This window comes from Rhizobium sp. NFR12 (genome assembly GCF_900108545.1).
GTDB lineage: Bacteria > Pseudomonadota > Alphaproteobacteria > Rhizobiales > Rhizobiaceae > Neorhizobium > Neorhizobium soli.
The window spans coordinates 405,242-429,932 of record NZ_FNWM01000002.1 but is presented as its reverse complement, the minus strand read 5'-3'; the positions used below and the strand labels follow the sequence as shown (position 1 = coordinate 429,932).

The window sequence follows — 24,691 nt, the reverse complement described above, 5'->3', positions numbered from 1 at the left end:
AGATACGCATGCTGAAAATCTATGGCGTCTATCGTTCGCGCGCGACGCGGCCGCTTTGGTTGATCGAGGAACTGGGATTGCCGTTCGAGCATATTCCGGTCATCCAGGCCTATCGGCTGGACGATGCTTCGGTTGACGGCGCGCCTGTCAACACGCGGTCCCCGGAGTTTTTGAGCGTCAATCCGATGGGCTCGATCCCCTCGATGGACGACGACGGGTTTGTGCTGCACGAGTCGCTTGCGATCACGCTGTACCTTGCCCGCAAGCATGGCGGCGAGATTGCTCCGAAGACGATCGAGGAAGAAGCGCAGATGGTGCAGTGGTCGCTGTTTGCGGCAACCAGCATCGAGACCGCGGCCCTGACGATCCAGTCGTCCAGTGCGTCGACCGATGAAGGCAAGGCCGCGATCGAGGCTGCTGCACGGACGCTTTCGCGGCCGTTCGACGTGCTTGAAAAGCATCTTGCCGAAGATGGGTTCATGGTAGGCAAGCGGTTTACGGTTGCCGATATCAACGTGACGGAAATCGTGCGTTACTCCCGCAGCCATGCCGCCCTGTTCGACGGTCGCCCGGCGCTGAAAGCTTGGTATGACGGCTGCGTCGCCCGGCCCGCCTATCAGGCGATGTGGGCAAAGCGCAACGCCGAGCCGGCCTGAGGATCAGGTAGCGGGTTTCGCTGCGGCTTCAGGCTGCGGACAAAGGCATTCCTAAACAACCCGTGGGGTCACTTGGGAAACTAAGCCGGTTTCCAAACTCCCCTCATCCTCGCCCTTGTGGCGGGGATCCAGTCAGCTCAAGTCCTTGAGCTGAAGGAGTCTTTGACCCGACGGACGTCGGGTCGCTGGATCCCCGCCACAGGGGCGAGGATGACGGAGACTGGGGTATCGCTCTCGCCAAATAGGCTTCTTCAGGGTTTGTCATCAGTCTGCAGCCTGACGATCACGCAGCAGGTTTTGCTGCCGCCTCTTCCGCCAGCACCCTTTGCACAGCCGGCCGCATTTCGATGCGGCGGTAGTGGGCGGCGACCTTGGGGAATTCCGCCATGTCGACATGGTCGCTTTCCAGCCAGCCGGTCATGACGAAGAGATAGGCGTCGGCCACCGAAAACGTTTCGCCGAGTACGTAGGCGCCTTCGACAAGATCGTTCTCGATCAGAGCAAAGCTGTCGCGCATGGTCTGCGGCACTTTGGCGATCATGTCCGCGTGCGAGGCGGCACTATCGGCCCAGCGCGCGCCACGGCGGCCATGGGCGTGGTTGATGTGGACGGTGGAGGACAGATAGGCGTTGAAGGCCTGCATCCTGGCAAATAGGAAGGGATCATCCAGCGGTGCGAGGTTCTTTTCCGGCACGAGCTGGGCAATGTAGGGGAGCAGTGCGACGGTTTCCGTCAGCACGCCCTGGTCCGTTACCAGCGCCGGCACCCGGCCCTTCGGGTTGACCTTCAGATAGGCTGGCGATCGCTGCTCGCCCTCGGCAAAGCGGATCAGCGAGACCTGATAATCGAGCCCCGACTCGGCCAGCGCGATATGGCTGGCGCGTGAGCAGGTGCCGGGCGTTATGTAGAGCGTCAGCATCGATCCCATGTCCTTATCTTGGTGTCAGGCAAACAGCGCGTCGGTAACCCGAACTTCGCCGACGGTGAGGCCGTTCCAGTTCTTCATCGTGCGGTTGGCCATGGCCATCAGCTTTTCCTGCGTTTCGCCGCCCTTTTCGAAATAGCGGGCAATGAGCGCAAAGATCATCGCTTCGGCGGCGCGGGTCGTACCGTCTTCGCATTTCACCGCCATGGCAATGCCCTGTTCGGGAAGTGCCGCCACGAAGACGCCTTCGGCACCGGTCTTGGCAAAGATCTTGCCCGGCGCCAGTTCCATCAGCTTCGTGCAGGCGCGGCCGGTGCCGGCGACATAGAAGGGTTCGGCCATGCAGGCGTCCATCAGCCGGCGCGAGGCTTTCGCCCGCTCGTTGGACAGGCCGGAGCCGGTCAGCATTTTCGCAAAGCCGTGGGCGAGACCCTTGAGCGGCACGGCATAGGTCGGGATCGAGCAACCGTCGATGCCGCAATTGTCTTCGGCGAGAACCGCGCCGGTGAGGCTGCCCATCACGTCGCGGATTTCCTTCTGCAGCGGATGATCGTAGTCGACATAGCCCTTCAGCTGGGTGCCGGAATGGACGCAGGTGCAGACGAAGCCGGAGTGCTTGCCCGAGCAGTTGTTATGCAGGGCCGTCGGATATTCGATGGTGCGGGCCTGGTGGATGAGCGAGGCCTGTTCGGATGCCCAGTGGGCGCCGCATTCCATGTCTTCGACACTCTTGCCGGCCTTGGCGAGCATCGAGGCGGCCATTGCCACATGCGCATCCTCACCGGAATGGGAGGCGCAGGAAAACGCCAGTTCCTTGTTGCCGAAGCCATAGGCATCGGCTGCACCGCTTTCGATCAACGGCAGCGCCTGCATGGCCTTGCAGGAGGACCGCGGAAAGACGCCGGCTTCCGCATCACCGAAGGAAAACAGCGTCTTGCCTTCGCCATCCACGACGACACCGAGGCCGCGATGGCGGCTTTCGACGAGAGAGCCGCGGGTCACTTCAACGGTCACGGGATTTTGCATCGGTCAGTCCTGAATTTGCCGGCTTCTATTGCTCAATCGGCTTAAGCGCTATTTTGGCGGCGTTGATAGCCGTTTTGGCGATTTGTTGCACGGGAATGTTTATGAAATCGGTAAAGCGATTGCTGCTCCTTATCTTCGTCGTCTACCTGCTGCCAACCTTTGCTTCGGCGGGGCTGTGGGCCATGCGCGAGCACCCGTCCGGCTGGAGCGCCGCGCGCTGGTCGTCCGCCGGCATCCTGCCCAAGGCGAACGAGAGCAACGATGCGGCGATCTATATATTCTCAGCAATGACGGGCGGTCTCAAGGGTTCGGTTGCAAGCCATGCCTGGATCGTCACCAAGGCAAAGGGTGCGGCCACCTATACCCGCTATGACAAGGTGGGCTGGGGCAACCCGATCCGCCGCAACCACCGCGATCCGGATGCCTTCTGGTATTCCAACCCGCCGCAGCTGGTGGCATCGGTGACGGGATCAAAGGCGGAACTGCTGATCCCCAAGATCGAAGGCGCGATTGCCGCCTACCCTTACGCCGAGCCCGGCGGCTACACGATCTGGCCGGGACCGAATTCCAATACTTTTGTCGCCTATGTGCTGCGCACCGTACCTGAGATCGGCGCGGTGCTTCCGCCGCATGCGGTGGGACGCGACTATCTGCCCGACGGGGAATTCGTGCATCTGGACGACGACAGCCGCGATCTGCATGTGACGCTGCGCGGTCTGTTAGGCTTTTCGGTGGGGGTGCGGAGCGGCATCGAGGTTCATTTCCTCGGTCTCGTGGCGGGTCTGGATCTCGCCCGGCCGGGCGTCAAGGTGCCGGCGCTTGGACGGATCGGCATCTAAAGCCGAGATGCATGGGAGCCATGCATGAAACGCAAAACGCCCGCAGACTTGCGAGCGTTTCCAAACATTCGGATGATGTGATCAGAAACCGATCAGAAGCCGACGGCGGTGCGTGCGACGCGCTGGATATCGTTACGGTCGATACCGAGGTCGTTGAGTTCGCGCGAGGTCATACGGCCCAGTTCGGTGACCGTCTGACGATACTTGCGCCAGTTGTTGATGGTGCGTGCTACGTTCATGATGATCCCCTTTCCTGAGGCTTTCGAAGCTTCAGCTGCCAGATGCTGGCGCTTTCTCTTGCTTCGATGACCACTTTATACGCTGCCCAAGGATGAAGCAGAAGCACTGAAGCATCAGGCCACCCATGCGCCGCATGCATGTCTTTCAAGGGTCGATGTCAAGGAATTGGTCATCATTGCCAGTCAGGATGGAAGACCATCGAAATTTGCGACTGGCAGACATGGAAAAGGGCCGCTTGAGCGGCCCTTCCATGAGTTTGGTCCGGTTGAACGAACCCGGGCTGCAATCATGCAGTCCGAAGGAAGATGTCATTCAGGCCGAGGGCTGCCCCGTCAAGACCAACAACTTTCCATTGCCCGCTACACAGACCGAAATCTCATTAGACATTGGACCACCTTCCTTTCATTACGTTGATGATGATCAGAAGGTAGGTGCGATCGGCTGACGTTGCAAGGCAAGTTATGTAAACAATAGAAGATATTATTGAGTTGCGATGAGGCGGCGGTTCGGCCACTATTCGCGCAGCCGGCGGCGGGGCGCTTCCCGGGCATGTCCCAGGCCACCCCTGCCCCCCGCATTTCTCAGCTCAGCTTCAGCACGATCTTGCCGATATGGCTGCTGGTTTCCATCAGCCGGTGCGCCTCGACCACGTCGTCGAACGGCACCACGGAATGGATGACGGGACCCACCTTGCCCTCTTCCAGAAGCGGCCAGACCTCGCTCAACAGTTCGTCGCGGATTGCCCGCTTCTCGTCGGCGGTGCGGGGCCGCATCGTCGATCCTGTCACCGTCAGGCGCTTGACCATGATCGGCGACAGATTGACCTTTTCCGCCATGTTGCCACCGAGAAACGCGATGATCGACAGGCAGCCGTCCTTGGCAAGGACCGACAGGTTCTTTTCGAAATAGGATGCGCCGATCATGTCGAGCACCACATCGACGCCCTTGCCATCGGTCTCGGCCTTGATCACTTCGGCAAAGTCTTCGGTCTTGTAATTGATCGCCTTGGCTGCACCGAGCTTCTCGCAGGCATCGCTTTTCTCCTTGGAGCCGACAGTCGCATAGGCCGTCGCGCCGAATGCCTTGGCGAGCTGGATCGCGGTCGTGCCGATGCCGCTTGAGCCGCCATGGATCAGCACGCTCTCGCCTTCGGTCAGGCCCGCCATCTGGAACAGGTTGGCCCAGACGGTGAAAAAGGTTTCCGGAACGGCTGCGGCCTTCACCGCATCATAGCCTTTGGGCCATGGCAGCGCCTGGCCAGCCGGCACGACGCAATACTCCGCATAGCCGCCGCCATTCGACAGGCCGCAGACCTTGTCGCCGATTGCAAATTCGGTCACGCCCTCGCCGAGCGCCACCACTTCACCGGCGACTTCGAGGCCAAGGATCGGGCTTGCATCCTTCGGCGCCGGGTAGTTCCCCTGGCGCTGGGCGACGTCGGGCCGGTTGACGCCGGCGGCTTCCACCTTGATCAGAATTTCGCCTGATCGGGCCGACGGGCACGGGCCGGTGGCATGGGTCATCACATCGGGCGCGCCGAAGGACGGCAGGTCGACGAAACGCATCTGGGACGGCATGAACATGGGTCTACTCCTGTCAGTATCTGACGACTGACTTAGGACAGTGCCCCTTGCTTGGAAAGGCGGAGGTTGGATGCATGCGTCCGGTTGAGCCGGTGTGGCGCTACTCTGCCGCATCACCATAGCTTGCGAAAACAAGGCCGCGGTCGCTTTCCTTGGCGGCCACCTTGACCGTTGCGATCTCCGTTCCGATCCGGGCGATATCGTCGAGGATCAGGCCCTGCGGCAGATGGACAACGCCGATCGAGCAGCGCAGCAACGGGAAATCGCGCTCCACGCCGGTGCGGTCATGGCCACGGATCCGGCCTGCCGCCCTCTCCTCTTCCGAATAGAGCGCGACGGCGTCATCGTGGAAATCCGATAGAAGGCGCTCGAGGATTTCCTCCAACTCGTCGCGGGACCAGTCGCGAATGCCGATAAAGAAATCGTCGCCGCCGACATGGCCCAGAAAATGTTCGTCGGAGAAGAAGTAGCGCTTCATCAGCGCCGCAAACAGCGAGATTGCGTGGTCGCCCATCTGGAAGCCGTAATGATCGTTGAACGGCTTGAAATGGTCGAAGTCGCAATAGCAGAAGAAGCGCTGCTCGTCGTCATCGCGGCCGGCCTGGTACATGAAGTCGCGGATGGCCCGGTTGCCGGGAAGCCCCGTCAGCGGGTTCTGGTCCTGGGCGATCTTCAGCTGCTTTTCGTTGACCACCTTGATCAGCGATGCGGCCGAGACGACGCCCGCATAGCGCATGTTTTCGGTAAGGATAACGCAGGCGCTGTTTTCCATGTTGGCAAACAGGCTCATCAGTTCTTCCGCCTCGGCATCCAGCCCGATGATCGGCGCGCGCTCGACGAAATGGGCGATGGTGCGCTCGTAGACCTTGTTCTTCAGGAGATCGCGGCCGAAGGGCTGATAGATGAATTCCTTGAGGTGATATTCGTTGATGACGCCACGCGGTTCGCCATTGGCGTTCAGCACCGGAAAGAATGCCTGGCGCGGATTGCGGCGAAACAGTTCAAAGACGCTGTCGATGCTTTCGTTCTCATACACCGTCGGCAGTTTTTCGATCTGCTTTCGGATGAGGATTTCGTCGAGCGACTGGCTGGATCGGCGCGACAGACCGATTGCGGCCAGATGCGGATAGGCCGGCTGCAACTCCGTGACGAAGCTGGTGGGTCTTGCGATGAAATAGCCCTGTACCAGATCGACGCCGTATTCACGGCAGGCCAGAAATTCGGCCTCGGTCTCGATGCCTTCGGCAATCACGCGGATGCCGAGCACATGGGCAATATTGACGATGTTCTTGACGAGATGCCGTTTGCGTGGATTGACATCGATATCCGAAATGAAGTGCCGGTCGATCTTCAGGTAGTCGACCGGGTAGTCGCAGAGCAGCTTCATCTCGCCATGGCCGACGCCGAAATCGTCAATCGCCAGCTTGAAGCCTGCCTTGCGCATCTCGCTCATCAACTCGGCAAATTCCGGCACCGAGGTGTTGTCGAACCGCTCGGACAGCTCGAAGCAGACCGAGGACGGTGCGACGCCTGCCTGGCGCAGGTGCTGGACGATCTTTTCAAGGAAAAGCTGGCCGTCGCGGATCATCCGGACATCGAGATTGAGAAACAGCGTCTGGCTGGAGAAATCCGGAAGGCCAGCGAATTTGGCAAGTGCCCGGTGGGCGACCATCTGTTCGAGCGCCAGAAGCTGGCCGCCGTCATGGGCCTGGTCGATCAGTTCGAGCGGCGAGGCAAAGCCGAGACGGTCATGGCCGCGCAGCAGCGATTCATAGCCGAACACGGACCCGGTGGCGACCTCCACGATCGGCTGGAAGGCGTTCTCAATGACAAGCTTTGCCAGCGGCAAAAGCTGATCGCTGGCATAGCGACGGAAAACGCCCGGTTCCAGAACGGCCGCAGACGACATGCAATTCACCCCATTTACTGCGTGGGCGAGATCCGCCCGGCGCCTTATTCACGGGCGCCACCTTTGCCTCCATTGGTCAAAAATACCTTTCCGGCAAATGACAGTTCGATGAAACTTCCATGACAGTAATTTATGTTTCTAATACAATGAGTTGTAAATATTACATCGTCTGGCTCGGGCAGGTGCGGTCCCGCCTCAACGCCACGAGCCAAGCTTAAGCTTCCACAGGGATTTCCCCCACAGTCCCCGGCCGTGCGTTTTTGAGACAGCGCTGTTCGCAATCCCTGCTTGATTGCGCGGCCAATCGAAAATAACTCATTCTGGCGGTCTTCCTCATCTCCAAGAAAAGCAGCCCGGTTATGTCCCGTCCGAACATTCTCATCATCATGGTCGACCAGATGAACGGCACGCTGTTTCCGGATGGGCCGGCGGACTGGCTGCATGTGCCGCACCTGAAGGCGCTGGCTGCACGTTCGGCCCGCTTCCAGAACAACTACACCTCGTCGCCGCTTTGCGCGCCGGCCCGCGCCTCGTTCATGGCGGGGCAGCTGCCGAGCAGGACCGGGGTCTATGACAATGCCGCCGAATATGTCTCGTCGATCCCGACCTATGCGCATCACCTGCGCCGCGCCGGCTATTACACGGCGCTGTCGGGAAAGATGCATTTCGTCGGGCCGGACCAGATGCACGGGTTCGAGGAACGGCTGACCACCGACATCTACCCGGCCGATTTCGGCTGGACGCCGGATTACCGCAAGCCGGGCGAGCGGATCGACTGGTGGTATCACAACATGGGTTCCGTCACCGGTGCCGGCGTTGCCGAGATTTCCAACCAGATGGAATATGACGACGAGGTGGCCTTCCTCGCCAACCAGAAGCTCTATCATCTCAGCCGCGACAACGACGACGAAGACCGCAGGCCCTGGGCATTAACGGTGTCGTTCACGCATCCGCACGACCCCTATGTGGCACGCCGGAAGTTCTGGGACCTGTATAACGACTGCGAACACCTGATGCCCGAGGTCGGCATGCTCGCAGAGCAGGATCCGCATTCGGCGCGTATTCTGAAGTCGTGCGACTATCCGGCCTTCGAGATCACCGACGAGCATGTGCGGCGGGCGCGTCAGGGCTATTTCGCCAACATCTCCTATATCGACGAGAAAGTCGGCGAGCTGATCGACACGCTGACCCGGACGCGGATGCTGGATAACACGTTCATCCTGTTCTGTTCCGATCACGGCGACATGCTGGGCGAGCGGGGATTGTGGTTCAAGATGAACTTCTTCGAGGGGTCATCCAGGGTGCCGCTGATGATCGCCGGTCCTCAGATCACGCCGTCGCTAAACTCCGCGCCGGTTTCCAATCTCGACATCACGCCGACGCTTTGCGATCTTGCCGGCATCTCGATGGACGAGATCATGCCCTGGACCGATGGCGAGAGCCTGAAGCCGGTGATCGATGGCGGCACCCGCACCGCGCCGGTGCTGATGGAATATGCCGCCGAAGCCTCGCATGCGCCGCTGGTGGGCATTCGCGAGGGCAAGTGGAAATACGTTCACTGCGAGCTCGATCCCGAACAGCTCTACGATCTCGACGCCGATCCGAACGAGCTCACAAATCTGGCGCATGACCCGGCGCATGCCGCTGTCATGGACGGGTTTCGCGCCAAGCGGGCACAAAAGTGGGACATGGCGAAATTCGACGCGGCCGTGCGCGAAAGCCAGGCGCGGCGCTGGGTGGTCTATGAAGCGCTGCGCAACGGTGCCTATTACCCCTGGGACCACCAGCCCTTGCAGAAAGCCTCGGAGCGCTACATGCGCAACCATATGAACCTCGACAATCTGGAAGAGTCCAAGCGCTACCCCCGCGGGCAATAGGCGCCAAGGAACGGAGAAGACCCATGAAAGCACAACCAGTCGCCAGCCATTTCATCGACGGCGAATATGTCGAGGATACCGACGGCAGCGTCATCGAAAGCCTTTACCCGGCGACGGGCGAAGTGATCGCAAGGCTGCATGCGGCAACGCCTGCGATTGTCGAGAAGGCGATTGCGGCGGCCAAGCGCGCCCAGCCGGAATGGGCGGCAATGAGCCCGACCGCACGCGGCCGGATCCTGAAGCGGGCAGCCGAGATCATGCGGACCCGCAACCGCGAACTTTCCGAGCTGGAGACGCTCGATACCGGCAAGCCGATCCAGGAGACGATCGTTGCCGACCCGACATCGGGCGCCGACAGTTTCGAGTTCTTCGGCGGCGTGATCGCGGCCGGCATGAATGGCCAGTATATTCCGCTCGGCGGCGATTTTGCCTATACGAAGCGGGTGCCGCTTGGCGTCTGCGTCGGCATCGGCGCCTGGAACTATCCGCAGCAGATCGCCTGCTGGAAGGGCGCACCGGCGCTTGCCGCCGGCAATGCGATGGTGTTCAAGCCGTCGGAAAACACGCCGCTCGGCGCGCTCAAGATCGCCGAGATCCTGATCGAGGCCGGCCTGCCGAAGGGGCTCTTCAACGTCATCCAGGGCGACCGCACGACCGGGCCGCTTCTGGTCGAACATCCTGATGTCGCCAAGGTGTCGCTGACCGGCTCGGTGCCGACTGGCCGCAAGGTGGCGGCTAGCGCTGCCGGCAATCTCAAGCATGTGACGATGGAACTCGGCGGCAAGTCGCCGCTGATCGTGTTCGACGATGCGGATATCGACAGTGCCATCGGCGGGGCGATGCTCGGCAATTTCTATTCGACCGGACAGGTCTGCTCCAACGGCACCCGCGTGTTCGTGCAGAAGGCGATCCGGGACGAATTCCTGTCGCGGCTGAAGGCCCGCACCGAAAAGATGGTGATCGGCGATCCGATGGACGAGGCAACCCAGGTGGGCCCGATGGTCTCCTACGATCAGCGCCAGAAGGTGATGTCCTATATCGAAAAAGGCATCTCGGAAGGCGCGACGCTCGTCACCGGCGGCGGCATTCCCAACAATGTCTCGGGCGAAGGCTACTACATCCAGCCGACGGTGTTTGCCGACGTCACCGACGACATGACCATCGCGCGTGAAGAGATCTTCGGACCTGTGATGTGCGTGCTCGACTTCGATAACGAGGAAGAGGTGATCGCGCGTGCAAACGCCACCGAATTCGGCTTGTCCGCCGGAGTCTTTACCGCCGATCTGACACGCGGCCATCGCGTCGTGGATCTTCTGGAAGCAGGCACGCTGTGGATCAACACCTACAATCTCTGCCCGGTGGAAATCCCTTTCGGCGGGTCAAAGCAGTCCGGTTTCGGCCGTGAAAACTCGCTTGCGGCACTGGAGCATTATTCGGAGCTGAAGACGGTGTATGTGGGAATGGCACCAGTCGAGGCGCCGTATTGAACTTCACCTCCCCCCTGAGGGGGAGGTCGCAGCAAAGCTGCGGGTGGGGGTGACCTTTCTACCCCACCCAATTCACCCCACCCCGGCGCAATGCGCCGACCCTCCCCCTCAAGGGGAGGGTAAGTATCGCCATGGGCTTCTGCTCAAGATGAGAGCTCGGATATGAAAAGTGCAGATTTCGTCATCATCGGCTCGGGTTCGGCGGGTTCGGCCATGGCCTATCGGCTGTCCGAGGACGGGAAGCATTCGGTGATCGTCATCGAGGCGGGCGGTACCGATTATGGGCCGTTTATCCAGATGCCGGCAGCACTTGCCTGGCCGATGAGCATGAAGCGCTACAACTGGGGTTACCATTCCGAGCCGGAACCGAACCTTGGCAACCGCAGGATTACCGCGCCGCGGGGCAAGGTGCTGGGCGGGTCTTCCTCGATCAATGGTCTCGTCTATGTGCGCGGGCACGCGGAAGACTACAACCGCTGGGAGAATCTCGGCGCGAGCGGCTGGTCCTATGCGGATGTGCTGCCCTATTTCAAGCGGATGGAAACGGCGCATGGCGGCGAAGAGGGATGGCGCGGCACCGACGGGCCGATGCATGTGCAGCGCGGGCCGATGACCAATCCGCTGTTCCATGCCTTTATCCGCGCGGGTGCAGAGGCCGGTTTCGAGACGACCGACGATTACAACGGTTCGAAGCAGGAAGGCTTCGGGCTGATGGAGCAGACGATCCATGACGGTCGCCGCTGGTCCGCCGCCAACGCCTATCTGCGGCCGGCGATGAAGCGGAAGAATGTCGAAGTTGTCTATGGGCTGGCGCAGAAGGTCGTGATCGAAAACGGCCGTGCGATCGGCGTCGAAGTTCTCCGGCGGGGCGTGCCGGAGGTGGTGAAGGCAAACCGCGAGGTGATCATTGCCGCGTCCTCCTTCAATTCGCCGAAACTCTTGATGTTGTCGGGGATCGGGCCGGCGGCGCATCTGAAGGAGATGGGGATCGAGGTCGTGGCCGACCGGCCGGGCGTCGGTGCCAACCTGCAGGATCACATGGAGTTCTATTTCCAGCAGATCTCGACCAAGCCGGTGTCGCTCTATTCTTGGCTGCCCTGGTTCTGGCAGGGGGTGGCGGGTGCCCAGTGGCTGATGACCAAGGGTGGCCTCGGCGCCTCCAATCAGTTCGAGGCCTGCGCCTTCTTGCGCTCGGAACCGGGACTGAAGCAGCCGGATATCCAGTATCACTTTCTGCCTGTCGCGATTTCATACGACGGCAAGGCGGCGGCGAAGAGCCACGGGTTCCAGGTGCATGTGGGCTACAACCTGTCGAAGTCACGCGGCGCGGTGACGCTGCGATCCTCCGATCCGAAAGACGATCCTGTCATCCGCTTCAACTACATGAGCCACGAGGAAGACTGGATCAAGTTCCGCTACTGCGTGCGCTTGACGCGCGAGATCTTCAGCCAGAAGGCGTTCGACGACTATCGCGGACCGGAGATCCAGCCGGGCGAACAGGTTGAGAGCGACGAGGAAATCGATGCCTTTCTGCGCGAGCATCTGGAAAGCGCCTATCACCCCTGCGGTACCTGCCGGATGGGCAGGGCCGACGATCTGATGGCGGTGGTCGATCCGGAATGCCGGGTGATCGGCGTCGAAGGGCTGCGGGTGGCCGACAGTTCGATCTTCCCGCATGTCACCTATGGCAATCTCAACGGCCCGTCGATCATGACCGGCGAGAAGGCAGCGGATCACATTCTTGGCAGACAGCCCCTGCCCCGCAGCAATCAGGAGCCCTGGGTCAATCCGAGAGCGGCGATGAGCGACCGCTAAGGTCGTGCGGTGTCAGTGGTAGTCGTCCTCGCGCTGGTGGCGGATGGCGAGGATGGTGACGGACGTCTCGCTGTCTATTCTGAACAGCACGACATAGCCAGACGAACCGAATGGAACGAGCATTTCTCGAAGGAGTGCATTGCCGCCTAAGGCCTTGCGGCAACTGAATGGGAAGTCTTCGAGCAATACCACCGACTGTGCAATGAGTTCCAGCACACGGGCCGCGGCGTCCTCGTCGCGATCCAGCAGATATGCATAGAGCCGTTTGAGATCAACTCGCGCGCGCTCCGTCCACTTCACGAGATAGCTCATTTGGAGCGCTTTTCGGCCCGCTTGGCTTCAAGCATGCCTTTCAGTTCTCCAAAAATCTCTTCAGATGAGTAGTAAACCCCGGTGCGCTCAGCTTCGGCCAGACCTGCCAGCCCCCTGGCGATAAACTCCGCCTGGGTCTTTCGGTAATCGATCTGCTTTTTCAGCGAGTCCTCGACGAAGGCGGAGAGCGTTTCGCCTTCCTTCAGCACGCTTTCGGCAGCCGCGCGGAGTTCCGGGTCGACGCGCAGCGACGGGATGGTTGCGGTTTTCATTAGCATCACCTCATGCGTTGCAAGTGCGATGCATGATGCGCCTGGAAGCTTATTCTGGCAAGTGGATCCGGATCACATCGCGGGTGGAGACAAAGCCCTGATGCGGTCCACGATCAGCCGGTTGAGGGCGCGGTAGTCGCCATCGAAATGGTGGCCGCCGGGGCGTGAATGGATGAGTGTGCCGGGGATGTCCTCAACAGCAGGACAGGCGGTGTCTTCCTCCTCCGTGCCGTAGATGCACTGGATCTTGTGCGGCTCGATCTTAGCGATGTCGTCGACGGGATCGCCCTGCTTGGCGGCCCCTGCCCAGCCGAGCCAGCCGGTGACGGCGATCTCGAAATCGGCCTGATGCGAGAGGGCCAGGAGCGAGAGGAAAGAGACGGCCTTCCTGTCTGCCTCGGGAAGCAGTCGATAGGTGGCGGGCAGGATGTTGGCGCCGAAGGAATAGCCGATCAGGACGACGTTTTTGACGTTCCAGCGCTGGCGGTAGGTGGTGATGATGCGGGAGAGATCGTCGGCCGTCTCCTGCGGCGATTTCTCGGTCCAGAAATAGCGCAGCGCATCGACGCCGACGACCGGAATGCCGTCTTCCACGAGGTAGGCCGCGAGCTTCTGGTCGATATCGCGCCAGCCGCCATCGCCGGAATAGATGATGGCCAGCGTATCATGCAGCGGCACGGCCGAGGTCGGCACGATCGGCAGGCCGAGCGGCGACGATGACTGGCGAAGGCGGGAAGGCGTGGTCGAAACGGTTTGCAGCAGCAGGGTTTCCGCGGTTTCGTCCCAGGCGGTGATCTCGATTGCCGGATGGGTCTGCTTCAGTGCATCCGCGTGGGCCTCCCCTGCGGGATCTGCCTGCGGCGTCAGCAGAATGCGCACCGGTTCCGGCAGCGGACCGGGTGTGAGCCCGTAAGTGATGCCGCCCTCGAGCACCGTCTTGGGGGCCGGCGTGCAGAGGATCTTTTCGACGGGAATGGAGGCCTGAGGATCGATGGCGATGGTTTCTGCGATGGTCGAGGCCGGGGTCTGGGCGGCAATCGCGAGCGCCAGGGCGCCACCGCCGCCGATGCCGGCGATGACCGGCGGGAGGTAGGCGGCGATTTCCTGTTCGCGGTGGATCTGGCGGCTCAGTTCCTCGATATCGGAGACGAGATAAAGGCAGGTGCGCTCTTCTTCGCGCTCCAGCGCCTCGTAGTAGTCGGGAAGATCGACGCCGACGACCACGGCGCCGTCCGCAGTCAACGCATCGGAGACCGTCTGTTCGCGGTCCGACCAGCCTTCGGTGCCGGACAAGAGGAGAACGATGCCGGATGCCTTTGCGTCGGGATAGGCGATGCGGTCGGTCGGCAGGCTTCTGATGCCGGGGCCGGCCCACCACTCGAACGCATTCACCGCGGCGGCGACCACGGTGATGCCGGCAACGATTGCGGGCAGAAGCTTCATCGGCGAAGGATGCCTCTCAGGCCGCCGGCAATCAGCTTGGTCACGTCGAACAGGGCAACGAGCGGCATGCCGCGGCCGGAGACGGCGAGATAGCGCGGCTGCCATTCCGGATCGAATTTCGACTTGAAAGCATGAACGCCGCGGAAATTGTAAAAGCGTTCGCCGTTTTCGAAAATGCGGTTGCCGATATGGTTCCAGAGCGGGGCGCGGCGGTGGGTGGCAAGGCCTGAAAGCGGCGCCATGCCGAGGTTGAGCGTGCGATACCCTTCCGCCTTGAAATGCTCCATGATGCGCACGAAGAGCAGATCCATCATGCCGCGATGGGTGTTGGGTACGTGTCGCATGAGATCGATAAAGGCATCGCCGTTGGAACTCGTCGCATGGATATTGGCGAAGGCAACGATGCGGCCTTCGAGGCGGATGACGGCGACAGGTCCGGCGGCCACATAGGCCGGCTGAAAGGTGCCGAGCGAAAATCCCTTTTCGGCCGCGTTATGGGCGGCAAGCCAGGCGCGGGAAACGCCAATAAGCTCGTCCATCACGCCGGGCACAGCTTCCGCCGGCAGCAGCGAGAATTCCAACCCGTCACGTTCGGCACGGTTGATCGAGCGGCGCAGTTTCAGCCAGGCGCCGCCTTTCAGGTCGAAATCGGTCAGGTGAACCACTGCCTGTTCGCCCAGCTTGTAGGGTTTCAGACCCGCCTCGACTGCGCAGGGCAGAAACTCGGGCGAGACCTGGTAGAACACGGCGCGGCAGCCATCGCGGCGCGCGGCGTTCATGAACTTGACGATCAGGCCCGGCCAGGCCTTGCGGCAGCCGACCGGATCAAACAGCGCAGCCCAGGACCGGCCGGAGCGGGCATACATGACGAAGGCATTGCCGCAATCGGAAAACAGCACCTTCTTGTCGCCGAGCCGCACGAGGCCGGCGCTGGCATTGGGCTGGAGCGCCAGGATATCGAGCGCTCTCTGCAGGTCTTCGCCGGATGGAATACGGGAGACAGGCCGCGGAATGCGCAAGTGCCGGCTGGCGGCGAGCGAGCCGACGAAGGCGACGGTGACGAAGCCGGCCGAGACGCGTGTCGCGACATCACCGACAATCAGACGCCACGCCACGGCAAGCAGGTTCTCCTCCAGAAACACGTAGAGTGACAGCGCCACGGTGAAGGCGATCAGCGCGAAATAGAAGGCAAGGCCGCGATTGCCGAGGACGTCCAGCAGTCGCTCGGCAAGAAATTTGCCGAACTGACCCACAGCGGAGACCGCTTCGCCCTCCGCAACGGCGGGGGCCATCGTTTCATGCGCAATATCTGCCATAGGAGACCTGTCGGACTATCGAACTGCGAGCTTCATAGAGCACTTTGATTTACCGAAGCTTACGCGCGCAGGCTGCATATCAGCTTCCGATGCCGCCGGAATTGATAGGGATCAATTTAAGGTCGAAACTCGTGCCTTACGCTTCGTCGCGGGCGACTGGAAGGCTGGTACGCGGTCGGTACCAGCCACAATGTCATCGGCCGAATATCTTCCAGCGGGTCGGACGAAACCTTGCTTCGGAGCCGAGTTCGATCGGGGCGTGCAGAGGCACCTCGATCTCCACATGGAAGGGCTGATGGTCGTTACTTCCCCCGGGGTTGGAGATATCGATCTCGGCAATGCGGGTGCCGGCGAGACGGCGTGAGGCGGTGACCTTGCCGAACAGCGCGTCGCGTTCCTGCGTCAGCTCCACATCTTCGGGACGGAAGTATAGGTCGCCGGAACTGTTCGCCTCTCCGGAAACACCGATCGGCTCACCCTGGAACAGCACGGTGCCGTCCTTTACCTCGACCGGAAGATGCGAGGATTCGCCGATGAAGGAGAACACGAAGGGCGATCCCGGCCGGTCATAGACGTCGTCGGCCGAGCCGACCTGTTCGATCTTGCCCTGGCTCATGACGACGACGCGGTCGGCGAGCTCCAGCGCTTCTTCCTGGTCGTGGGTGACGAAGACGGTGGTGTGGCCGGTGCGGTCGTGAAACTCGCGCAGCCAGCGGCGCAGTTCCTTGCGGACCTTGGCATCGAGCGCGCCGAAGGGTTCGTCGAGCAGCAGGATGCGCGGCTCGATCGCCATGGCGCGGGCAAGTGCCACACGCTGGCGCTGGCCGCCGGAAAGCTGGTTCGGATAGCGGCTCTCGAGGCCCGAAAGCTGGACCATATCGAGCAGGTCGGAGACGCGCTTTCTGATCTCGGTCTTGGACGGGCGGCTGGCGGAGGGGCGAACCTTCAGGCCGAATCCGATGTTTTCCGCCACCGTCATATGCCGGAACAGCGCGTAATGCTGGAATACGAAGCCGACATTGCGATCCTGCACGGAATGATGCGAGGCATCTTCGGCACCGAAGAAGATCTGGCCGTCGGTTGGAAAATCCAGCCCGGCGATCAGCCGCAGCAGCGTCGTCTTGCCGGAACCGGACGGACCAAGCAGCGCGATCAGTTCGCCGGACGCGATTTTCAGCGACACGTCGTTCAGCGCGGCGAAGCGGTCGAATTCCTTGCGGATATTGTTGATGCTAACTTCCATAGAGCGGGAGCCTTTAATGTCTGCCGCCGGCTGAGCCGGCACCGAACCGAAGTTCGAGAAGGGTTTTGAGGGCAAGCGTGACGAGCGCCAGAAGGGCAAGCAGCGAGGCCACCGCGAAGGCTGCAACCATGTTGTACTCATTATAGAGTATCTCGACATGCAGCGGCATCGTGTTGGTGAGCCCGCGGATGCGGCCGGATACGACCGAGACGGCACCGAATTCGCCCATGGCGCGGGCATTGCAGAGAAGCACGCCGTAAAGCAGGCCCCACTTGATATTGGGCAGCGTCACATACCAGAAGGTCTGCCAGCCGGTTGCGCCGAGAGACAGGGCCGCCTCCTCGTCGCCGGTGCCCTGGTCCTGCATCAGCGGGATGAGTTCGCGGGCGATAAAGGGAAAGGTGACGAACACGGTGGCAAGCACGATGCCGGGCACGGCAAACAGGATCTCGATGCCATAGCTTTTCAGCCAGGGCCCAAGAACGCTGGCACTGCCGAACAGCAGCACATAGACGAGACCCGAGATGACCGGCGAAATCGAGAACGGCAGGTCGATCAGGGTGATCAGGAAGGCCTTGCCCTTGAATTCGAACTTGGCGATGGCCCATGCCGCCGCAAGCCCGAAGACGAGGTTGAGCGGCACGGCGATGGCGGCGACCGTGAGCGTCAACCCGATAGCGGCCCAGGCATCGGGTTCGACCAGCGCTTCCTCATAAGCACCCCAGCCCTCGCGAAACGCCTCGACGAAGACCGAGACAAGCGGAAGGAACAGGAAGAAGCCAAGGAAGATGAGCGACACCCCGACCAGGACAAGCTTGGTGGTGATGCTTTCGTCGGCGGGGCTGCGGAAGGATGAGCGGTTATCGGACATCTGCACCTCCGTGCTGGTTTTGGTGGAGGTGTGCTTGGTGCGGCTTTTTGGCCGCTTTTGGGTGGAAATGCCCCTCATCCGCCTGCCGGCACCTTCTCCCCGCGCGCGGGGAGAAGGGCGCAAGCTGCTTGCTCCCAGCCCCGATCAGGGCACGTCCCCTCTCCCCGCCTGCGGGGAGAGGGTTAGGGTGAGGGGCAGCCGCCGAGTAGAGATTAACCATATCAAACATAGCCATACCTCCTGCGGCTCCAGGCCTGGATGAGGTTGATCACCAGCAGCATGGCAAACGAGATCAGCAGCATGATCGTGGCGATTGCGGTGGCGCCGGCGTAGTTGAACTCTTCCAGCCGGATGACGATCAGAAGCGGCGCGATTTCCGAGACGTAGGGAATGTTGCCGGCGATGAAGATGACCGAGCCGTATTCGCCAACACCGCGGGCAAAGGCGAGTGCGAAGCCGGTGAGGATGGCGGGCGCCAAGCCCGGCAGCAGAACCTGGAATATGGTCTGGAACCGGTTGGCGCCGAGCGTTGCTGCCGCCTCCTCCACCTCGCGATCGATCTCTTCCATGATCGGCTGCACGGTGCGCACGACGAAGGGAAGACCGATGAAGATGAGCGCGATGACGATGCCATAGGGCGTAAAAGCGATGCGGAACGGCATGAACAGCGAACCGATCCAGCCATTCGGCGCATAGAGCGAGGCGAATGCGATACCGGCGACGGCCGTCGGCAGGGCAAACGGCAGGTCCACCATGGCATCGATCAACCGGCGACCGGGAAACCGGTAGCGGGTCAGCACCCAGGCAAGCAGCGTGCCGAAGACGACATTGACGAGAGCGGCCGCAAAGGCCGTGCCGAAGGAAACGGTGAGAGCCCGGATCGTTCTTTGATCCGAGAGGATGGCGAAGAAGCCTGACCAGCCGAGCTCGGCCGTGCGCCAGAGCAGGCCTGCGATCGGAATGAGGATGATGAGCGACAGGTAGGCGAGCGAAAAGCCGAGCGTCAACCCGAAACCCGGGATGATGCTCGGCTGTTTTACCCGCCACCGTGCCGACGTGGCAGCGGTGGATGAGGTCATGTCGGTTCCGACTTATTTGCCCGGCTTGTAGATCTGGTCGAAGATGCCGCCATCGCCGAAATGTTCCGGCTGCGCCTTTTTCCAACCGCCGAAGATCGGGTCGTCGATGGTGACGAGCTTGATATCCGGCAGCTGTTTCAGCAATTCAGGCTTTACCACATCGCGCCTGGACGGACGATAGAAGTGCTTGGCCGCGATGTTCTGGCCTTCGTCGGAATAGAGATACTGAAGATAGGCTTCGGCGACCTTGCGGGTGCCCTTTTCATCGACCGTCGCGTCTACCACCGCAACCGGCGGCTCTGCGAGGATCGAGATCGGCGGCACAACGATGTCGAAAGCGTCCTTGCCGAATTCCTCGCCGGCGAGATAGGCCTCGTTTTCCCAGGCAAGCAGCACGTCGCCGATCTGGCGCTGTGCGAACGTCACCGTCGAGCCGCGGGCGCCGGTATCGAGGACAGGCGCGCGCTTGTAGAGATCGGCGATATAAGCCTTGATCTTGTCCTGGTCGCCCTTGAATTCTTCATTGGCCCAGGCCCAGGCTGCCAGATAGTTCCAGCGGGCGCCGCCCGACGTCTTCGGGTTCGGGGTGACGATCGAGACGTCGCCCTTGACCAGATCGCCCCAGTTCTTGATGCCCTTCGGATTGCCCTTGCGCACCAGGAAGACGATCGTCGACGTGTAGGGCGAGGAATTGTTCGGCAGGCGGGAACGCCAGTTTTCCTTGATCTTGCCGGCCTTCTGGATGGCGTTGATATCGCTTTCCAGCGCCAGCGTCACGACATCGGCACCCAGACCATCGATGACGGAGCGGGCCTGCGCGCCGGAGCCGCCATGCGACTGGCGGATGGCGACATCATCGCCACCTTCTGCCTTCCAGTGCTTGGCAAAGGCGGCGTTGAAATCCTTGTAGAGCTCGCGCGTCGGGTCATAGGACACGTTGAGGAGCTGGGTGGCTGAAAAAGCCGGCGCCACGCTGCCGGCGGCCAGCGTCACGCCGAGCGCCAGTGCCAGAAGCCGCTTCGATATCCCATCGGTAAAATTCAGCATGAATGCCTCCCCTGTGATCTTCACAAACTCTACCGAGCCGGTCGTCTTAGTCAATCGACGGCGAAACCAAGGCAAAACTGTTTCCCTTTGGTGGGCTGCGGCGACAAAGGCGCGCTCCTTCAGGGCCAAGCGGCGAAACGGCAGCGTTGGGAAAAGCGGAGGACGGGGTAAGGCAATCCGGGAAGTTGGTCGGGTTTGGCGCGTGAGAGGTAAGGCAATATTCGTTTGATTACGTCCTGAGAGCAGGAGATGATGGCTTGTCAGATGTTCGCAAAGGCCGATGCCCGGTTTGACGCGTGGCTGCAGGGAGGAATCCGATGAGCGTTGACTGGCGAGACCTGCGCGGTGAGCTTCCGGATGACGTCCGCGCAAGGCTCGATGACAGACGTGACGAACGCCGGCTGGGTCGGGCTTCTTGCGGCGATGGGGAACTGGTTCTCAAATCGCCGGACGGAAAGACGCAAGGCGTGGATTTCGATCCCCTTGTCGACGTGAAGACCCGAGGCGAGCAGCAGGGCGAAAACTAGGCTCAGGCCGACAGCAGTTCGCGCACCTGTCCGGCGTCGGCAGCGTCAGTGTCCGCTGCGGCCACTTCGACCCCTGCCCCTTCCACCGCATCGGCGATGGTGGTGCTGAACAGCACGTCGCGGGTGGCGTCAGCAACGCGGGCGAAGACGTGGCGGATTTCGCAGAGGTGTTCGCCGTCGCAATCATCGCATTTGCGGTAGGCGGTCTGGGAGAGGCAAGGCAGAGGGGCAATCGGGCCATCGACCAGACGCAGCACTTCCCCGAAGGTGATGGCGTCGGCGGGCCGCAGGAGAAGATAGCCGCCCTGCTTGCCGCGCCGCGACACGACGATCCCCGAACGTTTGAGGTCGAGCAGGATCTGCTCCAGAAACTTCTTCGGAATGCTCTGCTGAACCGCGATCTCGGAGATCAGCATCGGTTCTTCAGGATCCGCCTGCGCCAAGGCCGTCAGGGCTCTCAACGCATATTTCGCCTTCTGGGATATCATACCGCGACCACTAACAGCAGCGCCGCCGCAAGGCCGAAATCGGTCTCACGTCGCCGCTTATTTTTCCTCTGGGCATCCACGATGAAGCCGTTACCGGCATTCAGGGAGAGCGGATCGGCATGCGGCTGTACCGCGATGCAAAACCTGGTCCTGGGATAGCGCAAATGGCAAGAAATTACAAACCAATGGCCGCATTGGCGGGCAAAAAAGGCTCACATTTAGTTAAGGCGTCGGGTTTTCTGTGTAGGCGGAGCTTTGGAGAGATATTTGCTCCCGCAGTCCGAAGGTTGAAACGGCTTTTCCTGTCTTTCCGCAACGGGTCCGACAATAATCTTGCCATTGCTTACGGAAGATGACCGATGACCTTTCAGGACGTGGCAAGGCTTGACCATCAGGCACTTGCAGCAAATCTCGATACTCGCCTTGCAGGCCTCGACCTTGCCGGCCGTCTGTCGCTTGTGGCAGGGCTCGGCCGCGCCGTGTTCACCACGTCGCTCGGGATCGAGGATCAGGTGATAACAGCTGCGATCGGCACGCATCGTCTGCCGATCGAGGTATCGACGCTGGAGACCGGCCGGCTGTTTCGCGAAACCGTCGACCTGATCGCCGAGACTGAAGCGCGCTACGATCTCGAGATCATCAGGTTCTACCCTGATAAGGACGATGTCGATGCGTTTGTCGAGACCTACGGCATCAATGGTTTCTATGACAGCGTCGAAGCCCGCCACGCCTGCTGTCGTGTGAGGAAGCTGGTGCCGCTCGCGCAAGCGCTGTCCGGCGCCGAGATCTGGATCACCGGGCTTCGCCGCGGACAGTCCGGCAACCGGGCGACGACGCCGTTTGCCGAATTCGACGCCGAGCGCAACCTGATCAAGATCAATCCGCTGGCGGACTGGGACATCGACCGCATCAACGCGCATGTCGCGGCCGAACATATCCCGATCAATCCGCTGCACGCCCGCGGCTATCCGTCGATCGGCTGCGAGCCCTGTACCCGCGCCATCAAGCCGGGCGAGCCCGAACGGGCCGGCCGCTGGTGGTGGGAAAACGACGAGAAGCGAGAATGCGGTCTGCATGTTTCGGAAAGTCACGCGTCTGACGCGCAGGCCTCCGAAGACCCCGCGGCCCGCTCCTCCACCATTCAAGGGGCAAGCGCCATCGGATGATCCGTCCGGATCGCAGCGCCTGCCACCCTTGCCATCTATGTTGTGTCTTTAAGAATACCGGAGACTGAAATGCCCCTGTCAGTACAGGAAACGGAAATCAAGAACCCGCCCGTTTCCCGCCCGCCGCTTGATCCTCATCTCAAGGCACTCGAAAACGAAGCGATCCACATCTTCCGGGAGGTGGCGGCCGAATTCGAAAACCCGGTCATGCTCTATTCGATCGGCAAGGATTCCTCCGTCCTGCTGCATCTCGCCCGCAAGGCCTTCTTCCCGGGTCGCGTGCCCTTCCCGCTTCTGCACGTGGACACGACGTGGAAGTTCAAGGAAATGATCGCGTTCCGCGACAAGGTCGCAGAGGACTACGATCTCGACCTCGTGGTCCACAGCAATGTCCGCGGCAGGCAAGAAAACATCACGCCGTTCACCCATGGTTCGTCCTTCTATACCGACGTGATGAAGACCGAGGCGCTGAGGCAGGCGCTGGATGCCGGCGGTTACGACGCGGCCTTCGGCGGCGCGCGACGCGACGAGGAAGCAAGCCGCGCCAAGGAACGGATCTATTCGTTCCGCACGCCGGACCATAAATGGGATCCGCGCAACCAGCGGCCGGAACTTTGGAACGTCTATAACGGCATGATCCGCAAGGGAGAAAGCGTGCGCGCCTTCCCGCTGTCGAACTGGACCGAAGTGGATATCTGGCGCTACATCCAGGCGGAAAACATTCCGCTGGTGCCGCTCTACTATGCTGCCGAGCGCCCTTACGTGGAGCGCGACGGAATGATGATCCTTGCCGAAGACGAGCGGCTGGAACTGCTTCCCGGCGAAGAGATAAAGCATGGCTCGATCCGGTTTCGCACACTCGGCTGCTTCCCGCTGACCGGCGCGATCCGCTCAACGGCCTCCAACCTCGAAGAAGTCATCGCCGAACTGGAAATCGCCACGGTTTCCGAACGCCAGGGCCGCGCCATCGACCGCGACCAGTCCGGCTCGATGGAAAAGAAGAAGCGTGAAGGATATTTCTGAGATGAGCGTGACCGCAACATCCACCGCCGCTTCGGCCACCATTCTGCCCTTCGCGGAATCCGCTGCCAAGATCACCCGTGACGTACGGCCGCTGCGGCTGATCACCTGCGGCTCCGTCGATGACGGCAAGTCGACCCTGATCGGCCGGCTGCTGTGGGATACGAAGGCCGTCAAGGAAGACCAGGCGGCGACGCTTGCCCGCGATAGCGGCGGCCAGAACGATCTCGGCCTGCCGGACTTCGCGCTGCTTCTCGACGGTCTCCAGGCCGAGCGCGAACAGGGCATCACGATCGACGTCGCCTATCGCTATTTCTCGACCGAGAAGCGTTCGTTCATCGTGGCCGACACGCCCGGCCACGAGCAGTATACCCGCAACATGGCAACCGGCGCCTCGACGGCCGATCTCGCCATTCTGCTTGCGGACGCCCGCGTCGGGCTTCTGGAACAGACCCGTAGGCATGCGACGATCGCATCCTTGATGGGCATCCGGCAGTTCGTTCTCGCGGTCAACAAGTTCGACCTCGTGAACTACGACCGCGAGATCTTCGACCGCATCAGCCATGAATTCCGCGAATTCGCGCTGTCGCTCGGCGTTCGCCAGATCACGGCGATCCCGATGTCGGCGCTGAAGGGCGAAAACGTCGTCTATCCCGCAACGTCCACGATGCCGTGGTATGAAGGCCCGACGCTGGTCGACGCTTTGGAACTGGCAACGACACGCTCCACGCAGACCGGTGGCTTTCGCCTTCCCGTCCAGCGTGTCTCGCGTCCCGGCGAAAGCTTTCGCGGCTATCAGGGCACGGTTGCGGGCGGCTCGATCAAGCCGGGCGACAGCGTCGTCATCCTGCCGTCTGGCACGATCGCCAACGTCAAACAGATCGTCACCTTCGACCTCGTGCGGAACGCTGCCGTCGCTGGCGACGCGATCACGCTGGTGCTCGACCGACAGGTGGATGTCGCGCGCGGCGACGTGATCGCCTCGCTCGACGGCCAGCCCATGACCGGCCTCAACTTCGAGGCGCAGATGGTGGCGTTGCAGCCTGGCGGCATCGAGCCCGGCAAGCGCTACTGGCTGAAAAGCGGTTCGCGCCGCCAGCGCGTGGCGGTGGAGCCGATCTCGCAGCTCGACCTGCAGTCGGGCAGTTGGGCTCCGCATGCGTCCGGCCTAGACATGAACGCGATCGGCAAGGTGCGCCTGTCTTTCGAAGAGCAGGCGGTGTTCGACACCTATGAGCAGAACCGCTCGACCGGTGCCTTCATCCTGATCGACCCGGATACGCTGAATACGGTCGCCGGCGGCATGATCACGGCCAAGCGCGGCGAACTCGGCGGCATTCGCCGTGGCGAGCCAGTGCAGGGCGACCGCGTGATTCTCTCCCTGCCTGCCGATCTTGCCGAACTGCTGATGGCAACCGACGCGTTTGCCGCCCGCCGCGACGACGTGGAGATCCGCAGGGTGAGCGGCGCGGAAGCTGCCGAAATCCTGACATCGGGCGACAAAGACCGTTGATTTAAAACAGGAATTTTCAAACACCGAAGGGCCGGGG

23 protein-coding genes are annotated in these 24,691 nt (G+C 61.5%); 9 read left to right on the top strand and 14 right to left on the bottom strand.

Annotated elements, in window-relative coordinates:
- Window positions 1-8: 8 nt before the first annotated feature.
- A complete protein-coding gene (locus BLW69_RS09305; RefSeq protein WP_092661585.1) occupies window positions 9-656 on the top strand; it encodes a glutathione S-transferase family protein in 648 nt (215 codons plus the stop codon).
- A gap of 283 nt (window positions 657-939) precedes the next feature.
- On the opposite strand, the gene BLW69_RS09300 is transcribed toward BLW69_RS09305, so the two are convergent.
- Together BLW69_RS09300 and BLW69_RS09295 are read right to left on the bottom strand one after the other, a co-directional pair.
- Window positions 940-1,575 carry a glutathione S-transferase family protein gene (locus BLW69_RS09300; protein ID WP_092662445.1) on the bottom strand — a complete coding sequence of 212 codons (636 nt, stop codon included), beginning with the start codon at window positions 1,573-1,575 and terminating at the stop codon, window positions 940-942.
- A gap of 24 nt (window positions 1,576-1,599) precedes the next feature.
- On the bottom strand, window positions 1,600-2,607 hold the full coding sequence (locus BLW69_RS09295; RefSeq protein ID WP_092661583.1) for an asparaginase: 1,008 nt from the start codon (window positions 2,605-2,607) through the stop codon (window positions 1,600-1,602).
- Between the two features lie 101 nt (window positions 2,608-2,708).
- Between BLW69_RS09295 and BLW69_RS09290 the strand changes: the two genes are divergently transcribed.
- Window positions 2,709-3,446, top strand: a complete 738-nt coding sequence (locus tag BLW69_RS09290) for a DUF3750 domain-containing protein (RefSeq protein ID WP_092661581.1) — start codon at window positions 2,709-2,711, stop codon at window positions 3,444-3,446.
- A 92-nt stretch (window positions 3,447-3,538) separates the two neighbouring features.
- Here the strand turns inward: BLW69_RS09290 and BLW69_RS09285 are convergent, their stop codons facing one another.
- From BLW69_RS09285 to BLW69_RS09270, 3 genes are all read right to left on the bottom strand, one after another.
- Window positions 3,539-3,685 (bottom strand): DUF1127 domain-containing protein, encoded by a 147-nt coding sequence (locus BLW69_RS09285; RefSeq protein WP_092661579.1) that lies wholly within the window; start codon window positions 3,683-3,685, stop codon window positions 3,539-3,541.
- 582 nt (window positions 3,686-4,267) lie between these two features.
- Window positions 4,268-5,269 (bottom strand): NAD(P)H-quinone oxidoreductase, encoded by a 1,002-nt coding sequence (locus tag BLW69_RS09275; protein WP_092661575.1) that lies wholly within the window; start codon window positions 5,267-5,269, stop codon window positions 4,268-4,270.
- 100 nt (window positions 5,270-5,369) lie between these two features.
- Window positions 5,370-7,178: a GGDEF domain-containing protein gene (locus BLW69_RS09270; protein ID WP_092661573.1), complete on the bottom strand. Its 1,809-nt coding sequence runs from the start codon at window positions 7,176-7,178 to the stop codon at window positions 5,370-5,372.
- A 359-nt stretch (window positions 7,179-7,537) separates the two neighbouring features.
- Here BLW69_RS09270 and betC point away from each other — a divergent pair, with 359 nt between their 5' ends.
- From betC to betA, 3 genes are all read left to right on the top strand, one after another.
- Window positions 7,538-9,055 carry a choline-sulfatase gene (betC, locus tag BLW69_RS09265; protein WP_092661571.1) on the top strand — a complete coding sequence of 506 codons (1,518 nt, stop codon included), beginning with the start codon at window positions 7,538-7,540 and terminating at the stop codon, window positions 9,053-9,055.
- A gap of 23 nt (window positions 9,056-9,078) precedes the next feature.
- Window positions 9,079-10,542: a betaine-aldehyde dehydrogenase gene (gene betB, locus BLW69_RS09260; RefSeq protein ID WP_092661569.1), complete on the top strand. Its 1,464-nt coding sequence runs from the start codon at window positions 9,079-9,081 to the stop codon at window positions 10,540-10,542.
- A 162-nt stretch (window positions 10,543-10,704) separates the two neighbouring features.
- The gene (gene betA, locus BLW69_RS09255) at window positions 10,705-12,357 is read left to right on the top strand and encodes a choline dehydrogenase (protein ID WP_092661567.1); all 1,653 of its coding nucleotides are present in this window, start codon (window positions 10,705-10,707) and stop codon (window positions 12,355-12,357) included.
- Between the two features lie 12 nt (window positions 12,358-12,369).
- On the opposite strand, the gene BLW69_RS09250 is transcribed toward betA, so the two are convergent.
- The 8 genes from BLW69_RS09250 to BLW69_RS09215 all read right to left on the bottom strand — a co-directional run bounded on the left by BLW69_RS09250 (window position 12,370) and on the right by BLW69_RS09215 (window position 19,940).
- Window positions 12,370-12,669, bottom strand: coding sequence for a type II toxin-antitoxin system RelE/ParE family toxin (locus tag BLW69_RS09250; RefSeq protein ID WP_092661565.1), 300 nt, complete (start codon window positions 12,667-12,669; stop codon window positions 12,370-12,372).
- Window positions 12,666-12,941, bottom strand: a complete 276-nt coding sequence (locus tag BLW69_RS09245) for a YlcI/YnfO family protein (RefSeq protein ID WP_092661564.1) — start codon at window positions 12,939-12,941, stop codon at window positions 12,666-12,668. Before BLW69_RS09245 ends, BLW69_RS09250 begins: the two co-directional genes overlap by 4 nt.
- Window positions 12,942-13,013: 72 nt before the next feature.
- Window positions 13,014-14,384 carry a virulence factor family protein gene (locus BLW69_RS09240; RefSeq protein ID WP_092661562.1) on the bottom strand — a complete coding sequence of 457 codons (1,371 nt, stop codon included), beginning with the start codon at window positions 14,382-14,384 and terminating at the stop codon, window positions 13,014-13,016.
- A complete protein-coding gene (locus BLW69_RS09235) occupies window positions 14,381-15,700 on the bottom strand; it encodes a phosphatidylglycerol lysyltransferase domain-containing protein (protein WP_092661560.1) in 1,320 nt (439 codons plus the stop codon). Before BLW69_RS09235 ends, BLW69_RS09240 begins: the two co-directional genes overlap by 4 nt.
- 193 nt (window positions 15,701-15,893) lie before the next feature.
- Window positions 15,894-16,943 (bottom strand): sulfate/molybdate ABC transporter ATP-binding protein, encoded by a 1,050-nt coding sequence (locus tag BLW69_RS09230; RefSeq protein WP_092661558.1) that lies wholly within the window; start codon window positions 16,941-16,943, stop codon window positions 15,894-15,896.
- A 13-nt stretch (window positions 16,944-16,956) separates the two neighbouring features.
- Window positions 16,957-17,814, bottom strand: a complete 858-nt coding sequence (cysW, locus tag BLW69_RS09225) for a sulfate ABC transporter permease subunit CysW (RefSeq protein ID WP_092661556.1) — start codon at window positions 17,812-17,814, stop codon at window positions 16,957-16,959.
- A gap of 221 nt (window positions 17,815-18,035) precedes the next feature.
- Entirely contained in the window at window positions 18,036-18,893 is an 858-nt protein-coding gene (cysT, locus tag BLW69_RS09220) for a sulfate ABC transporter permease subunit CysT (protein WP_092661554.1), read from the bottom strand.
- A gap of 12 nt (window positions 18,894-18,905) precedes the next feature.
- Window positions 18,906-19,940 (bottom strand): sulfate ABC transporter substrate-binding protein, encoded by a 1,035-nt coding sequence (locus BLW69_RS09215; RefSeq protein WP_092661552.1) that lies wholly within the window; start codon window positions 19,938-19,940, stop codon window positions 18,906-18,908.
- A gap of 317 nt (window positions 19,941-20,257) precedes the next feature.
- On the opposite strand from BLW69_RS09215, the gene BLW69_RS09210 reads away from it, so the two are divergent.
- A complete protein-coding gene (locus BLW69_RS09210) occupies window positions 20,258-20,467 on the top strand; it encodes a hypothetical protein (RefSeq protein WP_092661550.1) in 210 nt (69 codons plus the stop codon).
- Window positions 20,468-20,469: 2 nt separating this feature from the next.
- On the opposite strand, the gene BLW69_RS09205 is transcribed toward BLW69_RS09210, so the two are convergent.
- On the bottom strand, window positions 20,470-20,955 hold the full coding sequence (locus BLW69_RS09205) for an RrF2 family transcriptional regulator (protein ID WP_062579533.1): 486 nt from the start codon (window positions 20,953-20,955) through the stop codon (window positions 20,470-20,472).
- 359 nt (window positions 20,956-21,314) lie between these two features.
- Here BLW69_RS09205 and BLW69_RS09200 point away from each other — a divergent pair, with 359 nt between their 5' ends.
- The 3 genes from BLW69_RS09200 (at window position 21,315) to cysN (ending at window position 24,654) form a co-directional block, all read left to right on the top strand.
- Window positions 21,315-22,121, top strand: a complete 807-nt coding sequence (locus tag BLW69_RS09200) for a phosphoadenylyl-sulfate reductase (RefSeq protein ID WP_092661548.1) — start codon at window positions 21,315-21,317, stop codon at window positions 22,119-22,121.
- Window positions 22,122-22,190: 69 nt separating this feature from the next.
- Window positions 22,191-23,144, top strand: coding sequence for a sulfate adenylyltransferase subunit CysD (gene cysD / locus BLW69_RS09195; protein WP_062453550.1), 954 nt, complete (start codon window positions 22,191-22,193; stop codon window positions 23,142-23,144).
- A gap of 1 nt (window position 23,145) precedes the next feature.
- The gene (cysN, locus tag BLW69_RS09190; RefSeq protein WP_092661546.1) at window positions 23,146-24,654 is read left to right on the top strand and encodes a sulfate adenylyltransferase subunit CysN; all 1,509 of its coding nucleotides are present in this window, start codon (window positions 23,146-23,148) and stop codon (window positions 24,652-24,654) included.
- Window positions 24,655-24,691: the final 37 nt, after the last annotated feature.

Excerpts from the sequence above, each read along its gene's own strand:
- BLW69_RS09305 (WP_092661585.1), top strand. The coding sequence starts at position 9 with ATGCTGAAAATCTATGGCGTCTATCGTTCGCGCGCGACGCGGCCGCTT.
- BLW69_RS09300 (WP_092662445.1), bottom strand. The coding sequence starts at position 1,575 with ATGCTGACGCTCTACATAACGCCCGGCACCTGCTCACGCGCCAGCCAT.
- BLW69_RS09295 (WP_092661583.1), bottom strand. The coding sequence starts at position 2,607 with ATGCAAAATCCCGTGACCGTTGAAGTGACCCGCGGCTCTCTCGTCGAA.
- BLW69_RS09290 (WP_092661581.1), top strand. The coding sequence starts at position 2,709 with ATGAAATCGGTAAAGCGATTGCTGCTCCTTATCTTCGTCGTCTACCTG.
- BLW69_RS09285 (WP_092661579.1), bottom strand. The coding sequence starts at position 3,685 with ATGAACGTAGCACGCACCATCAACAACTGGCGCAAGTATCGTCAGACG.
- BLW69_RS09275 (WP_092661575.1), bottom strand. The coding sequence starts at position 5,269 with ATGTTCATGCCGTCCCAGATGCGTTTCGTCGACCTGCCGTCCTTCGGC.
- BLW69_RS09270 (WP_092661573.1), bottom strand. The coding sequence starts at position 7,178 with ATGTCGTCTGCGGCCGTTCTGGAACCGGGCGTTTTCCGTCGCTATGCC.
- betC (WP_092661571.1), top strand. The coding sequence starts at position 7,538 with ATGTCCCGTCCGAACATTCTCATCATCATGGTCGACCAGATGAACGGC.
- betB (WP_092661569.1), top strand. The coding sequence starts at position 9,079 with ATGAAAGCACAACCAGTCGCCAGCCATTTCATCGACGGCGAATATGTC.
- betA (WP_092661567.1), top strand. The coding sequence starts at position 10,705 with ATGAAAAGTGCAGATTTCGTCATCATCGGCTCGGGTTCGGCGGGTTCG.
- BLW69_RS09250 (WP_092661565.1), bottom strand. The coding sequence starts at position 12,669 with ATGAGCTATCTCGTGAAGTGGACGGAGCGCGCGCGAGTTGATCTCAAA.
- BLW69_RS09245 (WP_092661564.1), bottom strand. The coding sequence starts at position 12,941 with ATGAAAACCGCAACCATCCCGTCGCTGCGCGTCGACCCGGAACTCCGC.
- BLW69_RS09240 (WP_092661562.1), bottom strand. The coding sequence starts at position 14,384 with ATGAAGCTTCTGCCCGCAATCGTTGCCGGCATCACCGTGGTCGCCGCC.
- BLW69_RS09235 (WP_092661560.1), bottom strand. The coding sequence starts at position 15,700 with ATGGCAGATATTGCGCATGAAACGATGGCCCCCGCCGTTGCGGAGGGC.
- BLW69_RS09230 (WP_092661558.1), bottom strand. The coding sequence starts at position 16,943 with ATGGAAGTTAGCATCAACAATATCCGCAAGGAATTCGACCGCTTCGCC.
- cysW (WP_092661556.1), bottom strand. The coding sequence starts at position 17,814 with ATGTCCGATAACCGCTCATCCTTCCGCAGCCCCGCCGACGAAAGCATC.
- cysT (WP_092661554.1), bottom strand. The coding sequence starts at position 18,893 with ATGACCTCATCCACCGCTGCCACGTCGGCACGGTGGCGGGTAAAACAG.
- BLW69_RS09215 (WP_092661552.1), bottom strand. The coding sequence starts at position 19,940 with ATGCTGAATTTTACCGATGGGATATCGAAGCGGCTTCTGGCACTGGCG.
- BLW69_RS09210 (WP_092661550.1), top strand. The coding sequence starts at position 20,258 with ATGAGCGTTGACTGGCGAGACCTGCGCGGTGAGCTTCCGGATGACGTC.
- BLW69_RS09205 (WP_062579533.1), bottom strand. The coding sequence starts at position 20,955 with ATGATATCCCAGAAGGCGAAATATGCGTTGAGAGCCCTGACGGCCTTG.
- BLW69_RS09200 (WP_092661548.1), top strand. The coding sequence starts at position 21,315 with ATGACCTTTCAGGACGTGGCAAGGCTTGACCATCAGGCACTTGCAGCA.
- cysD (WP_062453550.1), top strand. The coding sequence starts at position 22,191 with ATGCCCCTGTCAGTACAGGAAACGGAAATCAAGAACCCGCCCGTTTCC.
- cysN (WP_092661546.1), top strand. The coding sequence starts at position 23,146 with ATGAGCGTGACCGCAACATCCACCGCCGCTTCGGCCACCATTCTGCCC.